This is a genomic window from Methylocystis sp. IM3 (genome assembly GCF_038070105.1).
Lineage (GTDB): Bacteria > Pseudomonadota > Alphaproteobacteria > Rhizobiales > Beijerinckiaceae > Methylocystis.
Genome location: NZ_JBBPBZ010000002.1, coordinates 1554820 through 1569149, shown reverse-complemented (window position 1 = coordinate 1569149; position 14330 = coordinate 1554820). Strand labels below are relative to the sequence as shown.

Sequence of the window (14330 nt, the reverse complement as noted above, 5' to 3'; positions counted from 1 at the left end):
CGCGTTAAGGCAAAGGTAAAGTCTTGTCGACAATAAGAGTGGGTTAACGCGGCGCAAAACCGCGCCGGCTGAACTCGGGGATCCGCATGAGCGTGGCACAGGCCAAGGGGCGCGTTCCGTTTCTGGCGCTGGCTGTCCGGCGGCTCCGGCAAGATTTGCAGTTCTCCCGCATTTTTCTCGTGGATCTCGCCGCGACCTCGGCTTACGCCGCGGCGACGCTGCTGCTTTTGCACCTGAGCGCCCCGACCCCACAAGGCGCGCGCGCCGTCCTTGTCGCTGGCGCGGTCTATGGGCTGTTGCTGGCCTTGAAGCTTGGCCTGGTCGTCTATCTTGAAAAAAGGGGCGGCGACGCGCGGCAGTTCGTCGGCTCCGAAACGCTCGTCACCAGCGGCGTCTATGCCTTCTCCCGAAACCCGGTCTATGTGGTTTCCCTTCTCCAGAGCCTCGCCTGGTCGCTCGGATTGATCGGCGTCTGCCTCACGAGCGAAGCGCCCTGCGCGCTGACGCTTCTCATGACGGTGGCGGCGCTGCTCTACGGCCATTACTGGGGCATGGACAGACTCATCGTCCCCAATGAGGAAGCGGCGCTACGCGCCCGGCACCCGGACGAATTCGCCAATTATTGCGCACGGGTGAACCGCTGGTTGGGGCGGCGGGCTCAGCCGGTAAGGACGTCGCGGTAAATTTCAGCCAAGGGGATGGACACGCCGATGGCAGGAAGCGCGAGCGACTGACCGAGCCCGTCGAGGATGCGCACGCCCGCCCAATCCGCCCCGACCCGGTCGAACGCCTCGATATGCGCCCTGTCACGCTCCACGAGCACGTAGTGCCGAAGGCTCGGCAGACGCTGGTAAACAGCCCATTCTTCGAAGCGGTCGCGCGCCTTGCTGCCTTCCGACATGACTTCGACGAGGGCGGTCGGCTCGGTTAGATAGGCCGCTCCCGGCTCCAGGGCGCGACAGTGGACGATGATGTCGGGAAGCGTGGAGGAGTCGCTCTCCACACTCCGCAGCCGGAACGATTCAACGAGCGTCCGGCAGGGGGAGCCGCTTGCCCTCAGGCGCTCCCGCAGGCCGCCGGCGAGATTCTGGATGATGTAATTGTGCTCCCAGCGCGCGCCGACCATCATCCGCACGACGCGGCCGCCGATCAGCTCCCATTTCTCGTCGGCGGGCTTGTCGGCGAGAAGTTCCTCGAAATCGTCGAGGGACATATACTCGTATTGCGAGGACGGGCGATTCACGGCGCGGCTCCGTTTGGCGAAGATCAGCATAGCGCGCGCGCCGGCGCATGGGAGCGATCCTTGACCACCCCTGCCCGGCTTGTCAGCCCAGAGCAGCGCGACGACGACGCGGATGCGAGCCTGCGTCCCCTGACGCTCGCCGATTTCACCGGCCAGGAGGCGGCGCGCGCCAATCTCAAGGTCTTCATCGAGGCCGCCAAGACGCGTGGCGACGCGCTCGACCATGTGCTGCTCGTCGGCCCTCCCGGCCTCGGCAAGACCACGCTGGCGCAGATCGTCGCCCGCGAGCTCGGCGTCAATTTCCGCTCCACCTCGGGGCCGGTGATCGCCAAGGCCGGCGATCTCGCGGCGCAGCTCACCAATCTCGAGCCGCGCGACGTGCTCTTCATCGACGAAATTCACCGGCTCAATCCGGCGGTGGAGGAAATTCTCTATCCCGCGATGGAGGATTTCCAACTCGACCTCATCATCGGCGAGGGGCCGGCGGCCCGCTCGGTAAAGATCGACCTTGCGAAATTCACCCTCGTCGGCGCGACGACGCGCGCGGGCCTGCTGACGACGCCGCTGCGCGACCGCTTCGGCATCCCTGTGCGGCTGAATTTCTACACGGCCCAGGAGCTGGAGCTGATCATCAAGCGCGGCGCGCGGGTCATCGGCGTCGGCATGAGCGACGAGGGCGCGCGCGAGATCGCGCGGCGGTCGCGCGGCACGCCACGCATCGCCGGCCGCCTGCTGCGGCGCGTGCGGGACTTCGCCGTCGTCGAGGGGTTAGCAACAATTACGCGGGAGCTGGCCGACCGGTCTCTGTCGCTGCTCGACGTGGATTCGATCGGGCTGGACATCATGGACCGGCGCTATCTCGACATGGTGGCGATCAATTTCGGGGGCGGGCCGGTCGGGATCGAGACCATCGCCGCCGCCCTTTCCGAGCCGCGCGACGCCATCGAGGACATCATCGAACCCTATCTGCTCCAGCAAGGCTTCCTCCAGCGCACGCCGCGCGGCCGCCTGCTGACGCCCCACGCCTTCCGCCATCTGGGGCTCGCGGAGCCGTCGAGGCCGGGCGGGCAGTTCGGGTTGTTTGTAGACGAGGAATAAATGAACGCTCACACGCTCCCCATCCGGGTCTATTGGGAGGACACGGACGCCTCCGGCCTCGTCTATCATACGTCCTACATCCGCTTCATGGAGCGCGGGCGCACCGAGCTGTTGCGCTCGATCGGGCTCGATCAGCGCCCCTTGCTCGAGGGCGCGGCGGGCGCGCCGATTTTCTTCGTGGTTCGAGCCATGGAGATCGACTTCCGCAAGCCCGCGCTCATGGACGATCTTTTGAGCGTGCAGACGGCGCCCCTCGAACTCGGCGCCGCCTCGCTGATACTCGACCAGCGCGTGCTTCGCGGCGACGAGACGCTGGTGACGGCGACCGTGAAGGTCGTCTGCGTCGAGGAGGGACGGGCGAAACGGCTGCCCGCGGACGTGCGGGCGAAGTTCGAGGCGCTGCGGCCCCCGCATTGAGACGAGGCTGGCCCGTCGGGCCATCGCCTCGGCCGCTCATTCCGCCGATGCGAGCAGCCCGAGACGGGTCAGTTCATGCTCGCGGATATTTCGCGTGATCGGGTAATAGCCGCCCTTTTTCGCCTGCGCCTGACCGTCGCGCGACAGAACATATTTCACAAATTCGCCGGACAGCGTGTCCAGCGGCGATTTCGGATCTTTCAGAACATAGACATAAAGACCCCTGGCGAGGGGATATTTCCGCGTGTAGGCGCTCTCGAAGGAGGTGTCGAAGCACTTTTTGCCGGCGGTCGCGGCGACCGGTACGGCGCGCACCCCGTCGGTCTTGTAGCCGATCCCCGAATAGCCGATGGCGCCCTGATCCCCCGCAACCGCCCCGACCACCGCTTCCGAGCCCGGCTGCTGTTGGACGGCGTCCTTGAAATCGCCGCCGCCGAGCACGTTCTGTTTGAAGAATTTATTCGTTCCGGAGAGCGTATTGCGGCCATAGAGCGTGATCGGCTTGGCGGCCCATTCGCCGGTCGCCCCCACATCGCCCCAAAGCCGCGCGCTCTTGCCGCCGGCGCTTTTGGGGTTCTCGGCGAAAATCCGGTCGAGTTGCTCCAGCGTGAGGCACTGGATGGGATTGTCCTTGTGAACGTAGATCGCAAGCGCGTCCACCGCGACGAGAACGCCCGCCGGCCGATAGCCGCGCGCCGTCTCGAACGCCGCGACCTCGTCCGGGGTCATCTGGCGGGACATGGGCGCGAGCTGCGACTCCCCGGAGAGCAGAGCGGGCGGCGCCGTGTTGGAGCCCTTGCCTTCGATCTCCACGGTTACGCCGGGATAGATGGATTTGAAGCCCTCGGCCCATAGCTCCATCTCGCGCAGAAGCGTATCCGAGCCGACCGATTTCAGCCTACCGGACAGAGCCCCGACCGGCCTGTAGGGCGAAAGCTCGAGATCGAAGGAGACGGCGGGAAGGGTCAACGCGCAAAAGGCGAAGACCGTCGCGAAGAAGCGTCGCATGAGGGGCTCGGGGACACGGAGGATTCTACTGTCATGATCCAGAAACAAGCTGACAATCAGATGACACCGCCTCGTCTGGAAACGACGCCTTAACCCTTACGGCTTGTTAACGCTTCGGGGATAGGTCATCCTTGTGCGGCGCAACCGAGCCCCAGAAAGGGCGAAATTGCGGGCAATATGGACGCGCTTTCAAGGAAAAGCGCGCCGGATACCGCTTCAAGGACAAATCATGAATCCAGCCGACATCGCCGCGACCGCCGCCGCCGGGGCCGCTCCCGCCGCCGAGATCACCATCTGGACGATGTTCTGGGGCGCGCACATCGTCGTGAAATTCGTGATGGTCGGGCTGCTGCTGGCCTCGGTGTGGTGCTGGGCCATCATCATCGACAAGACGCTGCTCTTCACGCGCGTCCGGCGCGCCATGGATCGTTTCGAGGAGAATTTCTGGTCCGGCAATTCCCTCGAAGAGCTCTACGGCAAGCTGTCCGAGCGGCCGACCTCGGGCATGGCGACCCTCTTCGTCGCCGCCATGAAGGAATGGAAACGCTCGTTTCAGACAGGCGCCAGCGCCAGCTTCATGGGCCTTCAGGCGCGCATCGAGAAGGTGCTGGACGTCTCCATCGCGCGCGAGGTCGAGAAGCTCGAATCAAATCTTCTGGTGCTCGCCACGGTCGCCTCGGCGGGTCCCTTCGTCGGCCTCTTCGGCACGGTCTGGGGCATCATGACCTCCTTCCGCTCCATCGCCGCCTCCAAGAACACCTCGCTCGCGGTCGTCGCGCCCGGCATCGCCGAGGCGCTGCTCGCCACCGCCATCGGCCTGTTCGCGGCCATTCCGGCGCTCATCGCCTACAACAAGATGCAGGGCGACGTGGCCAGGGCGCAGGCGCGCATGGAGAGCTTCGCCGACGAATTCTCGGCCATTCTCTCGCGCCAGATCGACCAGCACGCGGCCTCGAACCGCGACCGGGCGGCCTGACCATGGGCGCGTCGATTTCCAGCCCCGGACGCAAGGGCGGCCGGCGCCGGCGCGGCGTGCCGCGTTATGGCGCCATGGCCGAAATCAACATGACGCCGTTCATCGACGTCATGCTGGTGCTGCTCATCATCTTCATGGTCGCGGCGCCCCTGCTCGCGACCGGCGTCGCCGTCGATCTGCCGCAGACCAAGGCCGGCCAGCTCAACATCGACCAGAAGCCGGTCTCGATCGCCATCGACGACAAGGGCCAGATCTTCCTCATGGATCAGCCGGTCGAGGCGGAGCAGCTTCTCGACAGGCTCAAGGACACCGTCAAGCAGGGCTTCGACGAGCGCATTTACGTGCGCGGCTCCAAGGCGGTGAACTACGGCCGCGTGGCGGAGGTCATGTCCCTCGTCACCACCGCAGGATACAAGAAGGTCGCCCTGGTGACCGAGCAGGAGAAGAAGTGAGTCTGCGAAGGTGAGGGTTTCGCGCTCCGAGCCTGGCGTCGTCATCTCTTCCGCGGCCCATGCGGGGCTGTTGCTGGCGGCGCTCGTCCTGTTCTCGGATACGAAGAAATTTGACGACGCGCAGGAGATGATCCCGATCGAGGTCGTCACCGGCGACGCGCTCAATCAGGTCGCCAAAGGCGAAAAATCCGCGCGCGACCTGAAGCCCTCACAGCGCGTGGACAAGGTCGCCCCGCAAAGCGAGACGAAGCCCGAACCGCCGCTCGCCGAAGCGAAGAAGGACACGCCCACCCCTCCCCCGCCGCTCAAGCGCCAGCCCGACCCCGGCGCCGACGACAGGCCGGAGCCGGTTCCGCCCAAGCGCGTCGCCGCCCTGCCCCCGGCGCCCGAGCCGCCCACGCGGCCGCAGCCCGAGAAGAAGCCGGAGCCGCCCAAGCCCGTCGAGGCGAAACCCGCCCCGACGCCGCCCGCAAAGCCGAAGGCTGCCGCGCCCGAGGAAAAGGAGCAGGACGAGCCCAAGGAAGCGGAGGTCGTCAAGCCCAAGCCGCCCGTGCGCCCCAAGCCCGAGAAAGTGAAAGAGACCGAGGCGAAGGAGACGCCGAAGCCAGAAAAGCCGAAGGAGCGCCTCAAGCCCGACGAGGTCGCGAAGCTCCTCGATAGCAAGAAGGCGGAGGAAAAACCCGCGAAGCCCGAGAACAGCGAAGGCGAAACGGCGGAGAAAAGCATCAAGGGCGCCAAGCCGAAGTCGGGCGACGAGAGCGCCCCGAAGTCGAAATTCGACGCCGCGAGCATCTCCAAGCTTTTGAGCAAGGAGGCGCCGCAGCGCCGCGCGGCGACGGGCGACCAGCTCCGCACGGCGTCGCTGGGGGCGCCCGAGGGCTCGGCGCCGAAAATGTCGGCCACGATGGAGGCGCGCATCGCCGCCTACATCCACGATCACTATCACCCCTGCTGGGCCTCGGCGCTGACGCTCGGCGGGCAGACTTTCGCGCCCGTGGTGGAGTTTCACCTCAGCCGCGAGGGCCAGCTCGAAGGCCGCCCGCGCTTGCTCAATCCCTCTGGCAATCCGGTCGAGCAGGCCCGCGGCGAACAGGCCGTGCAGGCGGTGCGCCGGTGCAGCCCCATGCGCATCCCTCCCGAATTCATGCCTTATTACGAAGAAGCGCTGCATGACGTAACCATCCGCTTTCAGGACGCCAACTGATGGCGCCCGAGAGCGCCTCTCCTGGGTGCGAAAAGCGACAATCGAACGAGACGCCTGACATGACACTCATCACACGCCGCGCCGCCGCGGGTCTCATCGCCTCCGCCGCGCTCGCGCCTTTCGCGCCTGCGCGCGCCGGCCGCATCATCGACCTGAAGGGCGGCGGCTTTCAGCCGACCAACATCGCCGTCGCGCCATTCGTCGGCGATGAGGCCGCGCGCGCCGTCACCTCGGTCACGCTCAATAATTTCAAGCGGTCGGTCTTCCTGCGGCCGGTCGAGTCTTCTGTCGCGCCAGGTTCGCCCGATCAACCGGACATTTCCGCCTACCGGGCCGCGAATGCGCAATTCGTCCTCACCGGGCGCTCGGTGCGCGCGGGCGACGGGCGGCTGAAGACGGAGTTTCGTCTCTTCGACGTGACGACCGGCGAGCAGGTAGCGGGCCAGCAATATGTCACCGAGGCCGCCAATATGCGCCGCGTCGCGCATCTTCTCTCGGACGCGGTCTTCAGCCGCATCACGGGCGAAAAGGGCTTCTTCGACACGCGCATCGTCTTCGTCGACGAGACCGGCACAAAAGACAGGCGGCGCAAGCGCCTCGCCATGATGGATCAGGACGGCGCCAATGTTCGCTATCTGACGCGCGGGGACGAACTCGTGGTGACGCCGCGTTTCTCACCCTCCTCGCTCGACGTGACCTATATGGCGCTCAACGACGACGGCGAGCCGAAGGTTCTTCTCATGAACATCGAGAACAGCCAGCGCGAGGTCGTCGGCAACTTCCCCGGCATGACCTTTTCGCCGCGCTTCTCGCCCGACGGGCAGAAGATTATCATGTCGTTGTCGGAAGGCTCCTCGACCAATCTCTACACGATGGATCTGCGCTCGCGCACCACGACGCGGCTGACCGACACCAGCGCCATCGACACCGCGCCCTCCTATTCGCCGGACGGATCGCGCATCTGTTTCGAGAGCGACCGCGGCGGCTCGCAGCAGATCTATGTGATGAGCGCGCATGGCGGCGACGCCAAGCGCATCTCCTTCGGCGGCGGCCGCTACTCGACGCCGGTCTGGTCGCCCAAGGGCGACTATATCGCCTTCACCAAGCAGAACGGCGGCAATTTCGCGATCGGCGTGATGAAGACGGACGGCTCCGGCGAGCGCATCCTCACCGAAGGCTTCCACAATGAAGGCCCCACCTGGGCGCCCAATGGCCTGTTTCTGATGTTCTTCCGCGATAGCGGCGGCGGCGGCGGGCCGAAAATCTTCATGGTGGACGTTTTCGGCCGCTCGGAGACGCAGGTGCCGACCCCGAGCTACGCCAGCGATCCGGCCTGGGGGCCGTTGCAGGATTGAGGGGCGCCGGTCATGACGGCGGCGAGGCGCGCGTGATACACCTCTCGGCATGACCAGGCCCGTTCGCATTGAGGAAAGCTGGAAGAAGCATCTCGCCCGCGAATTCGAGCAGCCGTACTTTGCGGAGTTGCGCGAATTCATTCGCGGAGAATACGCCTCCGGCGCCGTCTTCCCGCCGGCGGCGCAGATCTTTCGCGCTTTCGACGAATGTCCCTTCGAGGCGGCGAAGGTCGTCATTCTCGGCCAGGACCCCTATCACGGTCCCGGACAGGCGAACGGCCTTTGCTTCGCGGTCGGCGCGGGCGTGGCGCCGCCGCCGTCGCTGCAAAACATCTTCAAGGAGATCGAGGCCGATCTCGGCCATCCCGTGTCCCGCAACCCGGACCTGTCGCGCTGGGCGAAGCAGGGCGTGCTGCTGCTCAACGCCACGCTCACCGTGCGCGCGGCGCAGGCGGGCTCGCATCAAAACAAGGGATGGGAGCGCTTCACAGACGCCGCCGTCCACGCGCTCGCGCGCGAGCGCGAGGGCCTCGTCTTCATGCTCTGGGGCTCATACGCGCGCCGCAAGGGCGCCGGCATCGACCGCACAAAACATCTCGTGCTCGAATGCGCTCACCCGTCGCCACTCTCCGCGCACAACGGGTTCTTCGGGTGCAGGCATTTCTCGAAGGCGAACGACTGGCTCATCGCCCAGGGCAAGACGCCGATCGAGTGGTAGCGCGCTCGTCCGCGCTCAGCCTTTCGCCGCCGCGGCCTCGTGAATTTTCAGCAATTGCGAATCGGTCTCAGCCACCCGCGCGAAAGCCGGCCGCGACGCCACGCGCTCGATATAGGCTGCGATCCTCGGCGTCGAGGGCACGAGGCCGAAGCCCGTGGTCCAGCGCAACGCGGTCGCCCACAGAATGTCGGCCGCGGTGAAGCGCGCGCCCAGGAGATAAAGCCCCTTCGCGAGCTGATCGTCGATCAGCGCCATGACGCCGTCGAAATCGCCATAGGGGCTCATGCTCCTCGGCGGCTCATGCTTGCTGTAGCGGTCCATCACCGCCGGCTCGAAGGCCGATCCGTAAAAGACGAGCCAGCGCAGATAGGGACCACGCAGTGGATCGCCGATCTCGGGCGCGAGCTTCTTTTGTGGGAAGGCGTCGGCGAGATAGATGAAAATGGCAGCAAGCTCCGTCACCAGGGCGCCGTCGTGCACGATGGCCGGGACCTTGCCGAGCGGATTGACCGCGAGATAATCCGGCTGGCGCTGCGCGCCCGTCTTGAAATTCACGTCGCGCAACGCGTAGGGCGCATCGAGCTCCTCGAGCAGGATCAGCACGGCGGAAGAGCGCGTCTGCGGGGAGTGGTAGAAAATCAGATTGCTCTCGCTCATCGGCGGCCCCTCGGCTACGGGAAGAACAGGAAGAACGCATATGTGGCGAAGACCACGAGATGCACAAGGCCGGTGAAGGCGTTGGTGCGGCCCGAGCCGAAGCTCACGACGCTCAGCAGCAGCGTCAGGCCCAGCATGACGGCGTCTCGATGACCGAGGCCGAAAACGATCTCTCGGCCTGTCGCGAGACTCATCAACGCCACTGTCGGAACCGTCAGGCCGATGGTGGAGACGACGGAGCCGAGCGCGCCGTTGAGGCTCGATTGCAGCGCGTTGCGATGGGCGGCGCGCATGGAGTTCAGCGACTCGGGAAGCAGAACCAGCAAGGCCACGCAGCCGCCTGTTACGGGATTGACCTCCGCGATGCCCGCCCAGGCCACAGCCTCCTCGAGAGCCGGAATGACCCGCTGCGCCAGAAGCGAGACGCCGAGGAGGCTCGCGGCGAGTCCGATCACGGCATAGGTGGTGATGACGGGCGTCGGCCTGTGGCCTTCAATTCCCAGCGCCGCAATATGGGCGTCGATGAAATAGGAGCGGTGCCGGATGGTCTGGATGAAGAGAAAGGCGCAATAGAGCAGGATCGACAGCACGCTGACGAAGACGAGCTGCGCGGGCGAGAGCGTCGGACCATAGGACGAAGTGGTGTAATTCGGGATGATGAGCGTCAGCAACGAGAGCGCGATCAGCACTGCGAGATAGGCGCTCGCGCCCATGGGCTGAAGCTCCTGCTCCCCGTGCCGGAAACCCCCGAGCAGCAGGCACGCCCCGACGAGGCCGTTGCAGACGATCATGATCGCCGAAAAGACCGCCTCGCGCGCCTCCGTCGGATCGTCCGCCCCATGCGCGATCATCGACGTCATGATGGCGACCTCGATGATCGTGACCGAAATGGTCAGCGCCAGCGTGCCCAGCGGCTCCCCCAATCTGGCGCTCAAGAGCTCGGCGTGCCGAAGCGCCGCGAAGACCGAGCCGACGACGAGCACGGCCGCCGTCAGCGGCACGACAAAGGCCATGGACGGGTGAAAATTCTCAATCCAGCCCTCGGTGGCCGCAAAAACCGCCGCATAGACGAGCGCCAGCGCCGGAAAGACGACGCTGCCCATCGTAACGCCAACCCCAACCATTGTTTCTCCGATTTTGCGCCGAGCCCGTCGCGCGCCGACTTTGGCCTCCGCGCCGCCGCAGCGCAAGCGTCGCCGGGGCCCATTTTCGGACCTTCCCAAGGCGGCAAACGGCGCATAAATCTAGGGTCATGACCCCCTCCCCCGGAAAGCCGACCGACCTCCCCCCGGAGGATGACGACGCCTTTGAACTCGAGGACGCCGCGCCTGAACCGGCCGAGGCGGCGGGCGAGGACGATGCGCCGCAGACGCCCGAGAGCGTGAAAAGGGGCGTCGCCGTCATCAAAGGCTACTGGAAACATGCGCCGAACGGCCCCGGCGTCTATCGCATGATCGCCGAAAACGGCGAGGTGCTCTATGTCGGCAAGGCGAAGAACGTGCGAAAGCGCGTGGCGAGCTACACGCGCCTCGCCGGCCATGTGAACCGCATCGCGCGCATGATTTCGGCGACTGCTTCCATGGTGTTCATCTCGGTCGAGACCGAGACGGAGGCGCTGCTTCTCGAGGCCAATCTCATCAAGCAGATGAAGCCGCGCTTCAACGTGCTGATGCGGGACGACAAGTCGTTTCCCTATATTCTGATCGCGCGCGATCACGAGGCGCCGCAGATCGCCAAGCATCGCGGCGCGCGCGTGCGCAAGGGCGATTATTTCGGGCCCTTCGCAAGCGTGTGGGCGGTCAATCGCGCGCTCAACGCTCTGGAGCGCGCCTTTCTCCTGCGCTCCTGCGCGCAAAGCTTTTACGACAATCGGACGCGGCCCTGCCTGCTTTATCAGATCAAACGCTGCGCCGGCCCCTGCACCGGCGAAATCTCCATCGAGGATTACGCGGTGCTGGTGCAGGAGGCGCGCGATTTTCTCTCGGGCAAGAGCCGCAGCGTGCGCGAGCAATTGGCGCAGGAAATGACGGAGGCCGCCGAGCGTCTCGAATTCGAACGCGCCGCGCGGCTGCGCGACCGCATTTCCGCGCTCTCCGCCATTCAGGGCGCGCAAGGGATCAATCCGCGCACGGTCGAAGAGGCCGACGTCTTCGCCATCGCGAAGGACGCGGGACGTTTCTGTATCGAGGCGTTTTTCTTTCGCGCCTATCAGAACTGGGGCAACCGCTCCTATTTCCCGCGCGCCGACGCCAGTCTTTCCGAGGCCGAGGTGCTCGACGCCTTTCTCGCGCAATTCTACGACGAGCATCCGTCGGCGCGCTGCGTGCTGCTGTCGCATCCAATCGAGGACAGCGCGCTTCTCGAAGAGGCGCTTTCCGCGAAGCTGCGCAGAAATGTCGATGTCATCGCGCCGCAGCGAGGCGAGAAGCGCGAACTCGTGGAGCATGCGCTCAACAATGCGCGCCAGACACTCGGCCGCAAGCTCGCCGAAGACGCGAGCCAGCAGCGGCTGCTCGCGGCGCTGGGCGAGGTCTTCGGCCTCCCCGCCCCGCCCCGGCGCATCGAGGTTTACGACAATTCGCACACGGGCGGCGCACAGGCGATCGGCGCGATGATCGTCGCCGGCCCTTCAGGCTTCATGAAGCCGCATTATCGAACCTTCAACATCAAGAGCACTGACATTACGCCCGGCGACGATTACGCCATGATGCGCGAAGTGCTCACGCGCCGCTTCGCGCGTCTCGCCAAGGAAACGGAGAAGGACGCCGATCCCGACGCCTTCCCGGCCAAGCCCGATCTGGTTCTGATCGACGGCGGGCGCGGGCAGTTCGACGTGGCGCGCGAGGCGTTGCGCGAGAGCGGCGTCGAGGGCGTGGCGCTCGCCTCCATCGCCAAGGGCCGCGACCGCGACGCCGGGCGCGAGACCTTCTTCCTCGTGGGACGCGAGCCCTTCCGCCTGCCGCCGCACGATCCGGCGCTTTATTTCGTGCAGCGGCTGCGCGACGAAGCGCATCGCTTCGCCATCGGCACGCATCGCGCGCGGCGCAAGAAGGAGTTCACCAAAAATCCGCTCGATGAAATTCCCGGCATCGGCCCCTCGCGCAAGCGCGCCCTGCTGCTCGCCTTCGGCTCGGCCAAGGCGGTCGCCCGCGCCGCCTTGGCCGATCTCGAAAAGGCGCCGGGCATCAACAAGGCGACGGCGCGCATGGTCTATGACCATTTCCAGCGCGGCGACTGATTACCGGAGTTTCCAGAAAGCCTCGAGCCAGTTGATGAGCGCCAGCAGCGCGACGACCGCGAAGACGAAGAGCAGCGCCATATAGACGCGCATCAGCAGATCGAGAAAAAAGCGCAGCACCGCCAGAATGGCCTGCTCCAGCGCGTCGGCGAGGCTCACATAGTCACGCTTGCGGCTGGCGAAAAAGCCGGCGCTGAGAAGAATGGCGACGCCGCCGGCGGCGAGCAGCCCCGGCCTGAAGGCCGCATGAATGCCGTCGCCGCGATCGAGCAGAAAGAGCCCTAGAACAAAGGCCGCGAAGGCGAGCATGAGATAGGCGCGGCGCCGCAGCACGCCTGCGGGCCGCGGGCGCGCGGGCGCGGCCTGCCGCGGGGCGGGATCGGCCGGGCGCGCAACCTGGGGCGTCTCGCGCGCGCCGCGGACCGTCAGCGCGTTATAGGCTTCCGTGACCTGCTGAAACCTGAGCGCGTCTCCGCCGTCGACATCCGGGTGATATTTCTTTGCAAGCCGGCGATAGGCCGCATTGACCTCGCGCCGCGAGGCATCCTCCTTGACGCCAAGAACCTCGTGATAAGTCGGCATTCGCCCTGCTCTGATGGGATGAACGCCGCCACTATTCCCGTGAGTTCGGGCAGGATCAAGAAGAATGCGCGCGGCCCGCGACCCGTCGTTCAGGCCATGGGGAAGAACAGCCAGTAGACGCCCGCGGCGGTGACGGCCGCCGAGCAAATCTGCACGAGGCGCGGATTGCGTTCGCCCTTGAAAAACAGCCTGTCGATCAGAACCAGAAGCGGCACCACGATCAGCACGACGCCGATCTGGCCAACCTCGACGCCGATGTTGAAGCTCGCCAGCGCCGGCACGATCGCGCGTTGCGGCACACCCATTTCGATGAGGCCGCTCGCGAAGCCGAAGCCGTGCACGAATCCGAAAAAGAATGTGTCCCGCCAGCGTCCCTCGACCTTTCGCGTGAAGAAATTCTCCAGCGCGACGTAGATGATCGAAAGGGCGATGGCGAATTCAGTCCAGCGGCTCGGAATATCGACGATCTGCAAGGCCGCCAGCGACAGCGTGATCGAATGCGAGACCGTGAACGCGGTCACGATCTTGACGACCGGCCAGGCCCGCGACGCCCACAGGACCACGGCGATCAGGAAGCAGATATGGTCATAGCCGGTGACGATGTGCTCGACGCCAGCCGCAAAGAATTTCGGCGCGAGCTGCCAGGGGGATAACAAGGGCTGCGAGAGGTCGATCGGAGCGTCGCCCGGGTAGATCATGACCTGCCCGGGCGCCGGTTCGCGCCCCATCTTCTGCGCCTCGGTGAGCGGCGACCCGTCGTCTTTCTCGCCGATGCTGACGAGATGTTTTGCGCGCGCCCCCTGCGCTTTCAATAGCTCGAACGGGTTATAGAACATCTGCCCCGCAATAGCGCTGCAATCCATCCGCAAGACGACCTTAGAATCATACGGGTTGGTCGGGTCTTCGCCGACGGAGGCGACCTCGCTCGGGCAGTTTTGCCCCTCCGCGTTTTGCAGCGCGACGCGCTTTTGGATGAATTTCCCGATCATCGCTTCGATGACGCCCGGCTCGGTCAGGTCGACATCGGGAGAGAGCTCTTTCTTGTTCTCGGCGAACATCCGCTCGATGTCCGACCCCAGAAAGCCAACATCGACGCGATAGCGGCCATTGCCCTCCGGCACGATGCGACTGCTGGAAATATCCGCCGTATGCGCCTCCGCCGCCGTTGCGGCGCCGAAGACCATCCAAAGGGCGGCGAACGCCATCCGCACGGACCGAAGCATCGGCGGTTTACTCCCTTGACGCGCTGGAAGGACGATGAGTATGCATTTGGATCGAATACTGCATATCCCGGTTCAAATGACAAGATTGGGTCCGTCCGTCTCGCAGCTTCGGATTTCCGACGGGATTGGCGGAATGCGCTCAACGCGGCAAACTGCGCA

At 65.3% G+C, this 14330-nt stretch carries 15 protein-coding genes; 9 read left to right on the top strand and 6 right to left on the bottom strand.

Annotated elements, in window-relative coordinates; genetic code table 11:
- Positions 1–86 precede the first annotated feature (86 nt).
- On the top strand, positions 87–683 hold the full coding sequence (locus WOC76_RS09475; RefSeq protein WP_341431387.1) for a methyltransferase family protein: 597 nt from the start codon (positions 87–89) through the stop codon (positions 681–683).
- Here the strand turns inward: WOC76_RS09475 and WOC76_RS09470 are convergent.
- On the bottom strand, positions 659–1243 hold the full coding sequence (locus tag WOC76_RS09470) for a Uma2 family endonuclease (protein ID WP_341388102.1): 585 nt from the start codon (positions 1241–1243) through the stop codon (positions 659–661). The two genes, WOC76_RS09475 and WOC76_RS09470, sit on opposite strands and share 25 nt — an antisense overlap.
- 60 nt (positions 1244–1303) lie before the next feature.
- On the opposite strand from WOC76_RS09470, the gene ruvB reads away from it, so the two are divergent.
- The gene (gene ruvB / locus WOC76_RS09465; RefSeq protein WP_341388101.1) at positions 1304–2341 is read left to right on the top strand and encodes a Holliday junction branch migration DNA helicase RuvB; all 1038 of its coding nucleotides are present in this window, start codon (positions 1304–1306) and stop codon (positions 2339–2341) included.
- Positions 2342–2758 (top strand): tol-pal system-associated acyl-CoA thioesterase, encoded by a 417-nt coding sequence (ybgC, locus tag WOC76_RS09460; RefSeq protein WP_341107333.1) that lies wholly within the window; start codon positions 2342–2344, stop codon positions 2756–2758. It abuts the gene before it with no gap.
- Between the two features lie 36 nt (positions 2759–2794).
- Here the strand turns inward: ybgC and WOC76_RS09455 are convergent, their stop codons facing one another.
- Positions 2795–3766: a PstS family phosphate ABC transporter substrate-binding protein gene (locus WOC76_RS09455; protein ID WP_341107334.1), complete on the bottom strand. Its 972-nt coding sequence runs from the start codon at positions 3764–3766 to the stop codon at positions 2795–2797.
- 229 nt (positions 3767–3995) lie between these two features.
- Between WOC76_RS09455 and tolQ the strand changes: the two genes are divergently transcribed.
- From tolQ to ung, 5 genes are read left to right on the top strand one after another with little or no spacing between them, the layout of a single operon-like run.
- A complete protein-coding gene (gene tolQ / locus WOC76_RS09450; RefSeq protein ID WP_341107336.1) occupies positions 3996–4742 on the top strand; it encodes a protein TolQ in 747 nt (248 codons plus the stop codon).
- Positions 4743–4744: 2 nt separating this feature from the next.
- Positions 4745–5194: an ExbD/TolR family protein gene (locus tag WOC76_RS09445; protein ID WP_341107338.1), complete on the top strand. Its 450-nt coding sequence runs from the start codon at positions 4745–4747 to the stop codon at positions 5192–5194.
- 10 nt (positions 5195–5204) lie between these two features.
- Entirely contained in the window at positions 5205–6398 is a 1194-nt protein-coding gene (locus tag WOC76_RS09440) for a cell envelope biogenesis protein TolA (RefSeq protein ID WP_341107339.1), read from the top strand.
- 59 nt (positions 6399–6457) lie between these two features.
- Positions 6458–7753: a Tol-Pal system beta propeller repeat protein TolB gene (gene tolB / locus WOC76_RS09435; RefSeq protein WP_341107340.1), complete on the top strand. Its 1296-nt coding sequence runs from the start codon at positions 6458–6460 to the stop codon at positions 7751–7753.
- Positions 7754–7802: 49 nt separating this feature from the next.
- Positions 7803–8471 carry a uracil-DNA glycosylase gene (gene ung, locus WOC76_RS09430; RefSeq protein ID WP_341107342.1) on the top strand — a complete coding sequence of 223 codons (669 nt, stop codon included), beginning with the start codon at positions 7803–7805 and terminating at the stop codon, positions 8469–8471.
- Between the two features lie 15 nt (positions 8472–8486).
- On the opposite strand, the gene WOC76_RS09425 is transcribed toward ung, so the two are convergent.
- Together WOC76_RS09425 and WOC76_RS09420 are read right to left on the bottom strand one after the other, a co-directional pair.
- Entirely contained in the window at positions 8487–9128 is a 642-nt protein-coding gene (locus WOC76_RS09425; protein WP_341388093.1) for a glutathione S-transferase family protein, read from the bottom strand.
- A gap of 14 nt (positions 9129–9142) precedes the next feature.
- Entirely contained in the window at positions 9143–10252 is a 1110-nt protein-coding gene (locus WOC76_RS09420) for a calcium:proton antiporter (RefSeq protein WP_341107346.1), read from the bottom strand.
- Positions 10253–10380: 128 nt separating this feature from the next.
- On the opposite strand from WOC76_RS09420, the gene uvrC reads away from it, so the two are divergent.
- Positions 10381–12366, top strand: a complete 1986-nt coding sequence (uvrC, locus tag WOC76_RS09415; RefSeq protein ID WP_341388091.1) for an excinuclease ABC subunit UvrC — start codon at positions 10381–10383, stop codon at positions 12364–12366.
- On the opposite strand, the gene WOC76_RS09410 is transcribed toward uvrC, so the two are convergent.
- Both WOC76_RS09410 and WOC76_RS09405 read right to left on the bottom strand, forming a co-directional pair.
- A complete protein-coding gene (locus tag WOC76_RS09410) occupies positions 12367–12948 on the bottom strand; it encodes a J domain-containing protein (protein WP_341107350.1) in 582 nt (193 codons plus the stop codon).
- A gap of 89 nt (positions 12949–13037) precedes the next feature.
- A complete protein-coding gene (locus tag WOC76_RS09405) occupies positions 13038–14171 on the bottom strand; it encodes a HupE/UreJ family protein (protein ID WP_341107351.1) in 1134 nt (377 codons plus the stop codon).
- Positions 14172–14330 lie beyond the last annotated feature (159 nt).